We start from the raw sequence: 13,059 nt of genomic DNA, 5'->3' as shown, positions 1-13,059 counted from the left end.
CGCAAACCCCGAAAATCAAAATCAAAAGATCGCAGCCTTCGGCAGCGCCTACAAAGGGTTTTGCGTACACCTGTAGGAGCTGCCGAAGGCTGCGATCTTTTGATCTTCAAGCGCCCACAAAAAAGGCGACCTTCATAGGTCGCCTTTTTGTTGGGCTCAGGAATTACTGACCGCTGTAAATCTGGTCGAAAACCCCACCATCATTGAAGTGGGTCTTCTGCACGGTGCGCCAGTCACCAAAGGTCTTCTCCACCGAAAGGAAATCCACTTTCGGGAAGCGATCGGTGTACTTGGCCAATACCGCCGGATCACGCGGACGCAGGTAGTTGGCAGCCGCAATTTCCTGACCCTCCGGCGACCACAGATACTTCAAATATTCCTCAGCGGCGGCACGGGTGCCTTTCTTCTCGACCACTTTGTCGACCACAGACACCGGCGGTTCCGCTTCAGCGGAAACACTTGGGTAAATCACTTCGAACTGATCACGACCAAACTCACGCGCAATCATTTCCGCTTCGTTTTCGAAGGTCACCAGGACGTCACCAATCTGGTTGGTCATGAATGTGGTGGTCGCTGCACGGCCGCCGGTATCGAGCACCGGTGCTTGTTTGAACAGTTTGCCGACGAAGGCTTTTGCCTTGTTTTCGTCACCGCCGTTTTTCAGCACATAGCCCCAGGCCGAGAGGTAGGTGTAGCGGCCGTTGCCCGAGGTTTTCGGGTTGGGGACGATCACTTGCACGCCATCCTTGAGCAGGTCCGGCCAGTCTTTCAGGGCTTTCGGGTTGCCTTTGCGCACGATGAACACAGTGGCCGAGGTGAACGGTGCGCTGTTGTTCGGCAGGCGTGTGACCCAGTTGTCCGGGACCAGTTTGCCGTTATCCGCCAGGGCGTTGATGTCGGTGGCCATGTTCATGGTGATGACGTCAGCCGGCAGGCCATCGATCACCGCGCGTGCCTGTTTGCTGGAACCGCCGAAGGACATCTGCAGCGTGATGTTTTCGTTGTGCTCGGCTTGCCAGTGTTTCTGGAAGGCAGCGTTGTAGTCCTTGTAGAAATCTCGCATCACATCGTAGGAAACATTAAGCAGGGTGGGTGCAGCCTGAGCCACGCTGCTCAAGGCCAGGCCAGCGGCCAGAAGTGAGGCGCCAAAGAGTTTTTTCACTGCGCATTCCTTGTGTGATCAAACATGTTCGATGGAAAGTGTTGGCAATTTGCCAGGCACTATAGCCGGGCTTCGCATAGTCATTTAAAGATTAAAAAATACTTTGCTTATTCCAGTTTTTTGAACAGCGCATTACCGCAGCGCGAGCAGAACGCCGCGCCATGTTCGTGGCTGTTTTTCTTACAGATCGGGCAATCGTGTTGCAGTTGTTCGCCGCGCATGGCGTTGGCCAGTTCCGCGGTGAAAATCCCCGTCGGCACAGCGATGATCGAATAACCGGTGATCATCACCAGCGATGAAATCACCTGACCCAATGGCGTCCTGGGCACGATGTCGCCAAAACCGACGGTGGTCAGCGTGACGATCGCCCAGTAGATGCCTTTGGGGATGCTGGTGAAGCCGTGTTCCGGGCCTTCGATCACGTACATCAGCGTGCCGAACACTGTCACCAGCGTGCTGACGCTGAGCAGAAACACCACGATCTTCTGCTTGCTGCCGCGTAGTGCCGCCATCAAGTAGTTGGCTTGCTTCAGATACGGGCTGAGCTTGAGCACGCGGAAAATCCGCAGCATCCGAATGATTCGAATGATCAGCAGGTACTGCGCATCGCTGTAATACAGCGCGAGGACCCCGGGCACGATCGCCAGCAAATCCACCAGCCCATAGAAGCTGAACGCGTACCGCAGCGGCTTGGGCGAGCAGTACAGGCGCAGGCCGTACTCGATGGCGAAAATAACAGTGAAGCCCCACTCGATGTACGCCAACGCATCGGCGTAGTTCTGGTGAACGCTGTCGATGCTGTCGAGAACCACGATCACCAGGCTGGCGAGGATGATCAGCAGCAAGGTGCTGTCGAAGCGCCGTCCGGCCGGGGTGTCGGCCTGGAAAATGATGACGTAAAGCTTTTTACGCCAGTTGTTGCTGCTGTCCATGGAAAACGCCTGAACCGAGAATCAGCGAAGCCTAGGTCGATTCTCCCCGGTAGCGCAAGGCGCGCTGTCCATGGCGGCCTGACGCAGCACCCGAATGCCCGCGCGAATCAGCCAGCAGGCGAGGATGAAGGGTGCGGTCAACGTGGCCAAACCCAGCGCGGCGAACCCTGGCGCGAGCAACACCGCCAGCAGAATGCCCAGTAGCGGCAACCACGGTTGGCGGCGTTGCTGACTGAAGGCGAGGGCGGCGAGCAGCGGGTTGTAGCCGCTTAAGCCTTGCAAGGCGCTGGGGGTATCGTGATGCAGAAGGGCAAATCCGAGGCCGGCGGCGGAGCCGAGCAGTGCCCACAGGAAGGCGCGGCGGTCGGCGATCAGTAAACCGGCGGCAATCAGTGCGCCGGCCAGGGGGTGGCCGAGAAACATCACCTGCCCGAGGCCTTTCAATTCGGCGGCGAGCAGGTTGAGGGTATTCAGTTCGATCGGTGGAACGGGTTGCTGTGGTGCGGCAAAGCCAAGCAACAACCAACTCAACCCAACGAAGGGGGCGGTGTAAGCCGGTAGACAATGATGATCACGAGCGCCTTTGAGCCATTGCTGGGTGAGCATCGCGCTCAGGCCGCCACTGGCGATGATCAACGGTGGCAGCAGCGCTGACCAAGGAAAATAAAGGCTCAGCAGCAAGCCGAGCAAAACACCGTTGTAACTGAACAGCCCAGCCTGACGATCCACCTTGGCGTACCCGCGACGTTGCGCGGTGAGCAACCCGGCGACCCCTCCCAGCAATGCACCGCCGAGCAAGGCCGGCGCGCTGAACAGAATCGCCAACAGGCACAGCAGCCCGCACAGCGGATGGCGCTGGAGAAAGATCTGGCTAAAGCCATTGAGCAGGGCGGTGGCCCAGTCGGGGCAGTGGGTGTTGAAGTGGTGGGCAGGCATTTTAGGTCTGTGTGTCAGAGGAGCCGTGTAATCGTTCTTCGCGGGCAAGCCTCGCTCCTACAGGAATGCGCTGTCCCTGTAGGAGCGAGGCTTGCTCGCGAAGAGGCCGGTACAGGCGCTAAATCAATGTCTCGATACGCAACGAATTGGTCGACCCCGGCTGCCCGAACGGCACGCCCGCCGTGATCAACAACGTATCCCCCCGCTGAGCCATGCCCTGTGCCTGCGCTATCTCCAGCGCCGTCGAGCACACTTCATCCACCTGGCGCAGCCGATCGTTGACCACCGAGTGCACGCCCCACGCCACCGTCAACCGGCGAGCGGTTTGCAGGTTCGGCGTCAGGTTGAGGATCGGCACCGTCGGCCGTTCCCGCGCCGCACGCAAACTCGATGTGCCCGACTCGCTGTAATTCACCAACACCGCCACTGGCAACACGTTGCTGATGCGACGGATCGCACAGCTGATCGCATCGGAAACGGTCGCTTCAGCTTTCGGCCGGCTCACGTCCAGTTGGGCCTGATAGTCCGGGCCGTTTTCCACCTGGCGGATGATTTTGCTCATCATCTGCACGGCTTCCAGCGGGTACTCGCCGGACGCGGTTTCCGCCGACAGCATTACCGCGTCCGCGCCTTCAGCCACCGCGTTGGCGACATCCGTGACTTCGGCGCGGGTCGGGGCCGGGGAGAAGCGCATCGACTCCAGCATCTGCGTCGCCACCACCACCGGTTTGCCGAGTTGGCGGCAGATGGTGATGATGTTTTTCTGAATCTGCGGCACGCTTTCGGCCGGCACTTCCACGCCCAGATCACCGCGAGCGACCATGATCGCATCGCTCAGTTCAGCGATTTCCCGCAGTTGAGTGACCGCCGACGGCTTCTCGATCTTCGCCATCAAAAACGCCTTGTCGCCGATCAGTGCGCGGGCTTCGCGAATGTCTTCCGGGCGTTGCACGAACGACAGCGCGACCCAATCCACACCCAGCTCCAGACCGAAGCTCAAATCACGACGATCCTTGGCGGTCAGCGGGCTCAGGTCGAGCACGGCTTGCGGCACGTTGACGCCTTTGCGATCCGACAGCTCGCCCCCATTGAGCACCGTGGTATCGATGGCGTCGGCGTATTTGGTCACCACCCGCAGGCGCAGTTTGCCGTCATCCAGCAGCAGGTCCATGCCTGGCTCCAGCGCTGCGATGATTTCCGGGTGGGGCAGGTTGACCCGGCGTTGATCCCCCGGTGTTGCATCCAGATCCAGGCGCAATGCCTGACCGCGATGCAGCTGCACTTTGCCCTCGGCGAATTGGCCGACCCGCAGTTTCGGACCTTGCAGGTCCATCAGAATCCCCAGCGGATAATTCAGCTGGCGCTCGACTTCACGAATCCACTGATAGCGCTGTGCATGGTCGGCATGATCGCCGTGGCTGAAGTTCAGGCGAAAGATATTGACCCCGGCCTGCACCAGCTCACGGATGTCGTCGATCCCGTTGGTGGCCGGGCCAAGGGTGGCGAGGATTTTGACCTTCTTGTCAGGCGTCATGTTTAGGGCTCTCGAGAATCAGAATGGCGCGGAAGTCGTTGACGTTGGTGCGGGTCGGCTCGGTGACAATCAATGCATCCAGCGCCGCGAAGTAGCCGTAGCCATTGTTGTTGTCCAGTTCATCGCTGGCGCTCAGGCCGAGGGCGGCGGCGCGGGCGTAACTGCCCGGGGTCATGATGGCGCCGGCGTTGTCTTCGGAGCCGTCGATGCCGTCAGTGTCGCCGGCCAGCGCGTAAACGCCGGGCAGACCTTTGAGGCTGTCGGTCAGGCTCAGCAGGAATTCGGCGTTGCGCCCGCCACGGCCATTGCCGCGCACGGTGACGGTGGTTTCGCCGCCGGACAGAATCACGCACGGCATTGCCAGCGGCTGACCATGCTGGACGATCTGCCGCACAATGCCGGCGTGGACTTTCGCCACGTCCCGGGATTCGCCTTCCAGGTCGCCGAGGATCAACGGACTGAAACCGGCCTGACGGGCTTTCACCGCTGCCGCTTCCAGCGATTGCTGTGGGCGGGCGATCAACTGGAAATGACTGCGGGTCAGGCTCGGATCGCCGGGTTTGACCGTTTCCGATTCCGGGTTTTGCAACCAGGTGCGCACCGAGGCCGGGACTTCGATGCCATAGCGCTTGAGGATTGCCAGCGCTTCGGCCGAGGTGCTCGGGTCGGCCACGGTGGGGCCGGACGCGATGACCGTGGCGAGGTCGCCCGGGACATCGGAAATCGCATAGGTGTAAACCGTGGCCGGCCAGCAGGCTTTGCCCAGACGTCCGCCCTTGATCGCCGAGAGGTGCTTGCGCACGCAATTCATCTCGCCGATGGTCGCGCCGGATTTGAGCAGGGCTTTGTTGATCGACTGTTTGTCGGCCAGGGTGATGCCGGCGGCGGGCAAGGCGAGCAGGGCTGAACCACCGCCAGACAGCAGAAAGATCACGCGGTCGTCTTCGCTAAGGTCGCTGACCAGTTCCAGCACCCGTTTGGCCACGGCCAGACCCGCGGCATCCGGCACCGGGTGCGCGGCTTCGACCACTTCGATTTTTTCGCACGGCGCGCCGTGACCGTAGCGAGTCACCACCAGGCCGGACACTTCACCCTGCCAGCAGCGCTCGACCACTTGGGCCATGGCTGCTGCGGCTTTACCGGCGCCGATGACGATCACCCGACCGCTGCGATCTTTGGGCAAATGAGCTTCGAGGACTTGCTGCGGATGGGCCGCGTCGATGGCTGTGGCAAACAGCTCGCGCAGCAATTGTTGCGGATCGACCGACATGGCGGGCTCCCGGAATTCTTGTTATTTGAAGGGCAACTCGGATGCCTGTGGGAGCGAGCCTGCTCGCGATTCAGGCTCCGCGGTGTGTCAGAACACCGCGGTGATTTCATCGCGAGCAGGCTCGCTCCCACAGGTTTTGCGCAGGGTGTTATTTATCGCGAATCGAGAAATTCGCCATGTGTTCCAGGCCCTTGATCAGCGCCGAGTGGTCCCAGTTGCTGCCACCGATGGCCGCGCAGGTGCTGAACACCTGCTGGGTGCCTGCGGTGTTCGGCAGGTTGATGCCCAGTTCGCGAGCGCCGGCCAAGGCCAGGTTCAGGTCCTTCTGGTGCAGGCTGATGCGGAAGCCCGGATCGAAGGTGCCCTTGATCATGCGTTCGCCGTGAACTTCAAGAATCTTCGACGATGCGAAACCGCCCATCAGCGCTTCACGCACCTTGGCTGGATCGGCACCGTTTTTCGAGGCGAACAGCAGCGCTTCGGCCACGGCCTGGATGTTCAGCGCGACGATGATCTGGTTCGCCACTTTCGCGGTTTGACCGTCGCCGTTGCCACCGACCAGAGTGATGTTCTTGCCCATGGCCTGGAACAGCGGCAGGGCGCGTTCGAAAGCATCGGCATCGCCGCCGACCATGATGCTCAGGGTCGCAGCCTTGGCACCGACTTCACCGCCGGAAACCGGCGCGTCGAGGTACTGCGCGCCTTTCTCGTTGATTTTGGCCGCGAAGGCTTTGGTGGCGGTGGGTGAGATCGAGCTCATGTCGATCACGACTTTGCCCTTGGTGACGCCCGCTGCAACACCGTCGGCGCGGAACAGCACGTCATCGACCTGCGGAGTATCCGGGACCATGACGATGATGAACTCGGCTTCCTGAGCCACTTCTTTCGGGTTCGCCAGGGCAACGGCGCCACCGGCAACCAGATCGGCAGGCGCGGCATCGTGGTGCGCCGACAGGAACAGGCTGTGACCGGCTTTCTGCAGGTTCAACGCCATTGGGTGGCCCATGATGCCGGTGCCGATAAATCCGATTTTAGCCATGAGAAAATCCTCTTGTTTTTATTGCTGCTTCAAGCAAATAGGGAGACCGCTTTCTGTGGGAGCGAGCCTGCTCGCGATAGCGGTGTGCCAGGCAACATGGATGTTGAATGTGCCGGCCTCTTCGCGAGCAGGCTCGCTCCCACAGGGTTCAGTGTCAGATCGCGTTATGGGTTTTCAACCAGCCCAGACCCGCTTCAGTGGTGGTCAGCGGTTTGTATTCACAGCCAACCCAACCCTGATAACCGATGCGGTCCAGGTGTTCGAACAGGAAGCGGTAATTGATTTCGCCGGTGCCTGGTTCGTTGCGCCCCGGGTTGTCGGCCAACTGGATATGGTTGATCTCGCCCAGGTGCGCGGCCATGGTGCGGGCCAGGTCGCCCTCCATGATTTGCATGTGATAGATGTCGTATTGCAGGAACAGGTTGGCGCTGCCGACCTGTTCGCGAATCGACAGGGCTTGCGCAGTGTTGTTCAGGTAGAAGCCTGGGATGTCACGGGTGTTGATCGCTTCCATCACCAGTTTGATGCCCATCGCTTGCAGCTTGTCGGCCGCGTATTTGAGGTTGGCAACGAAGGTCTTTTCCACGATGGACTCGTCGACGCCTTGAGGACGAATACCGGCCAGGCAGTTGATCTGGGTGTTACCCAGCACGTTGGCGTAAGCGATGGCCAGATCGACACCGGCACGGAATTCTTCGACCCGATCCGGCAAGCACGCGATACCGCGTTCGCCTTTGGCCCAGTCACCGGCCGGCAGGTTGAACAGCACCTGGGTCAGGCCGTTGGCATCGAGCCTGGCCTTGATTTCGGCGGAGCTGAAGTCGTAGGGGAACAGGTATTCGACACCACTGAAGCCGGCCTTGGCGGCAGCGTCGAAACGGGCAAGAAAATCCTGCTCGGTGAACAGCATGGACAGGTTGGCTGCGAAACGCGGCATGGTGGTCTCCCGTATAGGTGTGGTCGTCGTTCCCAGATCCCTGTGGGAGCGGGCTTGCTCGCGAAAGCGGTGTGTCAGGCGACATCAATGTTGACTGTGCCGCCGCCTTCGCGAGCAAGCCCGCTCCCACATTGGGAACGATCAGCAGTTAATCGAGCAGCGAAATCGCCGTTGGCGCATCGTTGCCAACCAGCGCCAGGTCTTCGAATTCGTTGACGGCGTTGATCTCGGTGCCCATGGAAATGTTGGTCACGCGCTCCAGAATGATCTCGACGATCACCGGCACCTTGAACTCTTCGATCAGCTCCTGAGCCTTGCGCAGGGCAGGCTGGATCTGATCCGGTTCGAACACCCGCAGTGCCTTGCAACCCAGGCCTTCGGCGACAGCGACATGGTCGACTCCGTAACCGTTGAGTTCTGGAGCGTTGAGGTTGTCGAAGGACAGCTGCACGCAATAGTCCATGTCGAAACCGCGCTGGGCCTGACGGATCAGCCCCAGGTACGAGTTGTTCACGACAACGTGGATGTACGGCAGCTTGAATTGCGCGCCGACCGCCAGTTCTTCGATCATGAACTGGAAGTCATAGTCACCCGAGAGCGCTACAACCTTGCGGGTCGGATCGGCCTTGACCACACCGAGTGCTGCCGGAATGGTCCAGCCCAGCGGGCCGGCCTGACCGCAGTTGATCCAGTGACGCGGTTTGTAGACGTGCAGGAACTGCGCGCCGGCAATCTGCGACAGACCGATGGTGCTGACGTAGCAGGTGTCCTTGCCAAATACCTGGTTCATCTCTTCGTACACCCGTTGCGGCTTGACCGGTACGTTGTCGAAGTGGGTCTTGCGTTGCAGGCTGGCTTTGCGCTGCTGGCAATCTTGCAGCCAGCCGCTGCGGTTTTTCAGCTTGCCGGCGGCTTGCCATTCCCGAGCGACTTCGATGAACACGGTCAACGCGGCTGCGGCGTCGGACACGATGCCCAGGTCCGGTGTGAACACGCGGCCGATCTGGGTCGGTTCGATGTCGACGTGAATGAATTTGCGGCCTTCGGTGTAGACGTCGACCGAACCGGTGTGACGGTTGGCCCAACGGTTACCGACGCCCAGCACCACGTCCGACTTCAACATTGTGGCGTTGCCGTAGCGGTGCGAGGTTTGCAGGCCGACCATGCCGACCATCAGCGGGTGATCGTCCGGGATCGTGCCCCAGCCCATCAGCGTCGGGATCACCGGAATACCGGTCAGCTCGGCGAACTCCACCAGCAACTCACTGGCGTCGGCATTGATGATGCCGCCACCGGCTACCAACAGTGGGCGCTCAGCCTGGTCGAGCATGGCCAGGGCCTTCTCGATTTGCACGCGGTTAGCGGTCGGCTTGGCCAGCGGCAGCGGCTCATAGGCGTCGATGTCGAATTCGATTTCAGCCATCTGCACGTCGAACGGCAGGTCGATCAGCACCGGGCCTGGGCGCCCGGAGCGCATTTCATAGAACGCTTTCTGGAACGCGTAAGGCACTTGGCCCGGCTCCATGACGGTGGTCGACCACTTGGTGACCGGCTTGACTATGCTGGTGATGTCGACGGCCTGGAAGTCTTCCTTGTGCATGCGGGCCCGTGGTGCTTGCCCGGTGATGCACAGGATCGGGATCGAGTCGGCCGAGGCGCTGTAGAGCCCGGTGACCATGTCGGTGCCGGCCGGGCCGGACGTGCCGATGCACACGCCAATATTGCCGGCCTTGGTGCGGGTGTAGCCCTCGGCCATGTGCGAGGCGCCTTCAACGTGGCGAGCGAGGACGTGATCGATGCCACCGACCTTCTGCAAGGCGGAGTACAGCGGGTTGATCGCGGCGCCCGGGATGCCAAAAGCGGTATCGACCCCTTCACGGCGCATCACCAGAACGGCGGCTTCGATTGCTCTCATTTTGCTCATGGTTTTGTGCCTCTTACGTTTTGTAATTGTATACAAGTGGCTTTGCGCAGAGTTTATTCACGGCGGACGGCGCAGGTCAATCCATTTTCTCAAGCAGCTGTTTCATTCGTCGGAAGCCCGAAGAACTGTGGTTTTTCGTCGCATGTGGCGCTTTTCGAGAATTATTGTATACAAAAAAATAATTCATTGTGTTCTATTTGCTGCATCGGATTGCGCAACAGAACGCAATCCAACGGCTTTCCCAATAACAAAATGAGGACGGCACCATGAGCGCTTTAACCTTGAACGTTGCAGTCAACCTGGCCACTCAGGCCCTTTCCGCAGGTCGTGCAGTCTCTGCCGCGCCCTTGACCGTTGCCGTATTGGACGCGGGCGGGCACTTGATAACCCTGCAACGCGAAGACGGCGCGAGCCTGCTGCGCCCGCAGATCGCCATCGGCAAAGCCTGGGGCGCGATCGCCCTGGGCAAGGGCTCACGCCTGCTGGCACAAGACGCCCAACAACGCCCGGCCTTCTTCGCCGCGCTGAATAGCCTGGGGCAGGGCAGCGTCGTCCCGGCACCGGGCGGCGTGTTGATCCGGGATCAGGATGGGAGTGTGTTGGGGGCGGTGGGCATCAGCGGTGATCTCTCTGATGTCGATGAGCAATGTGCGATCAGCGCGATCGAGGCGCAGGGGTTGAGGGCGGATGCGGGGGTGGTTGGTTGATCTTCAGCGTCTGAACAGTCGCCATCGCGAGCAGGCTCGCTCCCACAGTAGATCAATGGTGGACACAAAATTTGTGAACGCCGCGGAACCATTGTGGGAGCGAGCCTGCTCGCGATGGCCATCTACCAGACACATCCAGCTAAAAGTCCGCCCCACCCAAAAGCATTCACAGGTCTAGCCTTCTTCATGACTTGATCATGAAAGGGGGCAAAGGAATGCCTGATTCACCTGCTTCACATCGCCTGCGCATTGGTCGCTATGCTGAGCCAAACCGAATTTACCTGCTAACCACCAACACCCTCGGTAGGGAGCCTGTTTTCAACGATTTTGTCTTGGGCCGATTAGTCGTCGCTCAATTTCGTACCGCTCAGGATCAGGGCTGCGCTAACTCACTGGCCTGGGTGGTCATGCCTGATCACTTCCATTGGTTGATCGAGTTGCAGCAGGGGTCGCTGAGTGGATTGATGCAAAAGGTCAAATCGTTGAGTACCAAAGCGGTGAAATTGTCCTCTGGTCGTAAGATCGGCCTTTGGCAGCATGGCTTTCATGATCGAGCGCTACGTCGCGAGGAGGACTTGGTAAAGCTGGCTCGTTATGTTGTGGCGAATCCATTGCGGGCGGGATTGGTCGAGCGCCTTGGCGACTATCCGTTGTGGGATGCTATTTGGGTCTGATCAGAAACCGGGTCGCGCCCATCGCGAGCAGGCTCGCTCCCACAATGAATCCTGGTTGTTTGAATGGTCTGTGTACACAGATCAACCCTGTGGGAGCGGGCTTGCTCGCGAAGGCCGCACCACGCTCTACCGATCAGGCTCACACCCCTTGAGCACCAACCGGATAATCGTCTGCGCCGCCGCTTCATAGTCGGCCTCATCCAGCTTGGCCTTGCCGGTAACCGCAGAGATCTGCCAGTCGAAATCGGCGTAGGTCTGGGTCGCGGCCCAGATGCTGAACATCAAGTGATGGGGGTCTATGGGGGCGATCTGGCCGCGGTCGATCCAGGTCTGGATGCAGTCGATGTTGTGTTTGGCCTGGCTGTTGAGCTGCTCGACCAGGTCGGGGCTCAGGTGCGGGGCGCCGTGCATGATTTCGCTGGCGAACACCTTGGAGGCGAAGGGCAGGTCACGAGAGATGCGGATTTTCGAGCGAATATAGCCGCTCAGCACTTCGCTGGGCACGCCGTCGGCGTTGAACGGCGTCGAGGCCTGCAGGATCGGCTCGATGATGCTTTCCAGGACCTCGCGGTAGAGGTTTTCCTTGGATTTGAAGTAGTAGTAGACGTTGGGCTTGGGCAGCCCGGCCTTGGCCGCGATATCACTGGTTTTGGTCGCAGCGAAGCCCTTGTCGGCAAATTCTTCACTGGCGGCACGCAGGATCAGTTCTTTGTTGCGCTCGCGGATAGTGCTCATAAACCAAGGAGTTCCTTGCCTGTTCTGGCGGTTGCGCATGGTAGCACCGGCCTCGCGCGGCGCTCAAGAATGCCCCGTGTGGCCTCGGGTCGCGCTATCCTGCGCACCATTCATTCAAGAAGGAAACCTGATTCATGGCAGGAAGCAGTTTGCTGGTGCTGATCGACGACATCGCCACCGTACTGGACGATGTGGCGTTGATGACCAAAATGGCCGCAAAGAAGACCTCCGGTGTACTGGGCGACGATCTGGCGCTCAACGCTCAGCAGGTTTCCGGCGTGCGTGCCGAGCGGGAGATCCCGGTGGTGTGGGCGGTGGCCAAGGGCTCGTTCCTTAACAAGCTGATTCTGGTGCCGTCGGCATTGGCCATCAGTGCGTTCATTCCGTGGTTGGTCACGCCGTTGTTGATGGTCGGTGGTGCGTACCTGTGCTTCGAAGGCTTCGAGAAACTTGCCCACAAATTCTTGCACAGCAAAGCTGAGGATCAGGCCGAACACGCAGAGTTGGTTGAAGCTGTGGCCAATCCCGCAGTCGATCTGGTGGCGTTCGAGAAAGACAAGATCAAAGGTGCCATTCGTACCGATTTCATCCTCTCGGCGGAAATCATCGCCATCACCCTGGGCACCGTGGCTGCCGCTTCGCTGACCCAGCAAGTGATCGTGCTCTCGGGCATCGCCATCGTCATGACCATCGGCGTCTACGGCCTGGTGGCCGGCATCGTCAAGCTCGACGATCTCGGTCTGTGGCTGACCCAGAAGCCTGGCCAGATGGCCAAAAGTATCGGCGACGGGATCCTGCGTGCCGCGCCGTACATGATGAAAAGCCTGTCGGTGATCGGCACTGCAGCGATGTTTTTGGTCGGCGGCGGGATTCTGACCCATGGCGTGCCGGCGGTTCATCACTGGATCGAGAGTGTCACCGCAGCTGCTGGTGGGGCCGGGTTTATCGTGCCGACGTTGCTGAATGCGGTGGCCGGGATCGTGGCGGGTGCGGCGGTGTTGATCGGGGTGATGCTCGTGAGCAAAATCTGGAAAGCAGTCAAAGGCTGACGCCTGGCAATACGGCCAACTGTGGGAGCGGGCTTGCTCGCGAAGAGGCCAGCACATCCAATATCAATGTTGATTGACACACCGCTTTCGCGAGCAAGCCCGCTCCCACATCTGTTTTGTGGTGTTTGCAGGTTCGTTATGAAAAAAGGCCATTCGACGC

Annotated in this window: 12 protein-coding genes; 3 read left to right on the top strand and 9 right to left on the bottom strand. The window is 60.0% G+C overall.

The window, feature by feature from the left end:
- Positions 1 to 163: 163 nt before the first annotated feature.
- From KGB14_RS15855 to gcl, 8 genes are all read right to left on the bottom strand, one after another.
- A complete protein-coding gene (locus tag KGB14_RS15855) occupies positions 164 to 1,162 on the bottom strand; it encodes a sulfate ABC transporter substrate-binding protein (protein ID WP_223487725.1) in 999 nt (332 codons plus the stop codon).
- Between the two features lie 107 nt (positions 1,163 to 1,269).
- Entirely contained in the window at positions 1,270 to 2,094 is an 825-nt protein-coding gene (locus KGB14_RS15850; RefSeq protein ID WP_223487724.1) for an ion transporter, read from the bottom strand.
- Positions 2,095 to 2,115: 21 nt separating this feature from the next.
- Complete coding sequence (locus tag KGB14_RS15845; protein WP_223487723.1) at positions 2,116 to 3,030, bottom strand: urea transporter; 915 nt, start codon at positions 3,028 to 3,030, stop codon at positions 2,116 to 2,118.
- Positions 3,031 to 3,148: 118 nt separating this feature from the next.
- A complete protein-coding gene (gene pyk / locus KGB14_RS15840) occupies positions 3,149 to 4,564 on the bottom strand; it encodes a pyruvate kinase (protein WP_223487722.1) in 1,416 nt (471 codons plus the stop codon).
- Positions 4,554 to 5,834: a glycerate kinase gene (locus tag KGB14_RS15835; protein WP_223487721.1), complete on the bottom strand. Its 1,281-nt coding sequence runs from the start codon at positions 5,832 to 5,834 to the stop codon at positions 4,554 to 4,556. Before KGB14_RS15835 ends, pyk begins: the two co-directional genes overlap by 11 nt.
- Positions 5,835 to 5,982: 148 nt before the next feature.
- A complete protein-coding gene (locus KGB14_RS15830; RefSeq protein WP_223487720.1) occupies positions 5,983 to 6,873 on the bottom strand; it encodes a 2-hydroxy-3-oxopropionate reductase in 891 nt (296 codons plus the stop codon).
- A 154-nt stretch (positions 6,874 to 7,027) separates the two neighbouring features.
- On the bottom strand, positions 7,028 to 7,810 hold the full coding sequence (hyi, locus tag KGB14_RS15825; RefSeq protein ID WP_223487719.1) for a hydroxypyruvate isomerase: 783 nt from the start codon (positions 7,808 to 7,810) through the stop codon (positions 7,028 to 7,030).
- A gap of 148 nt (positions 7,811 to 7,958) precedes the next feature.
- Positions 7,959 to 9,734, bottom strand: coding sequence for a glyoxylate carboligase (gene gcl, locus KGB14_RS15820; protein WP_223487718.1), 1,776 nt, complete (start codon positions 9,732 to 9,734; stop codon positions 7,959 to 7,961).
- 266 nt (positions 9,735 to 10,000) lie between these two features.
- Between gcl and KGB14_RS15815 the strand changes: the two genes are divergently transcribed.
- On the top strand, positions 10,001 to 10,441 hold the full coding sequence (locus KGB14_RS15815; protein WP_223487717.1) for a GlcG/HbpS family heme-binding protein: 441 nt from the start codon (positions 10,001 to 10,003) through the stop codon (positions 10,439 to 10,441).
- 215 nt (positions 10,442 to 10,656) lie between these two features.
- On the top strand, positions 10,657 to 11,115 hold the full coding sequence (locus tag KGB14_RS15810) for an REP-associated tyrosine transposase (RefSeq protein WP_223487716.1): 459 nt from the start codon (positions 10,657 to 10,659) through the stop codon (positions 11,113 to 11,115).
- A gap of 126 nt (positions 11,116 to 11,241) precedes the next feature.
- On the opposite strand, the gene KGB14_RS15805 is transcribed toward KGB14_RS15810, so the two are convergent.
- The gene (locus KGB14_RS15805; RefSeq protein WP_223487715.1) at positions 11,242 to 11,850 is read right to left on the bottom strand and encodes a TetR/AcrR family transcriptional regulator; all 609 of its coding nucleotides are present in this window, start codon (positions 11,848 to 11,850) and stop codon (positions 11,242 to 11,244) included.
- Positions 11,851 to 11,984: 134 nt separating this feature from the next.
- Between KGB14_RS15805 and KGB14_RS15800 the strand changes: the two genes are divergently transcribed.
- Positions 11,985 to 12,899, top strand: coding sequence for a DUF808 domain-containing protein (locus KGB14_RS15800; protein ID WP_223487714.1), 915 nt, complete (start codon positions 11,985 to 11,987; stop codon positions 12,897 to 12,899).
- The last annotated feature ends 160 nt before the right edge of the window (positions 12,900 to 13,059 follow it).

The sequence above is a fragment of the Pseudomonas sp. A-RE-19 genome (genome assembly GCF_019956555.1).
Classification (GTDB): Bacteria; Pseudomonadota; Gammaproteobacteria; order Pseudomonadales; family Pseudomonadaceae; genus Aquipseudomonas.
The sequence above is the reverse complement of the archived record's forward strand: the minus strand, read 5'-3'. Positions and strand labels throughout refer to the sequence as shown.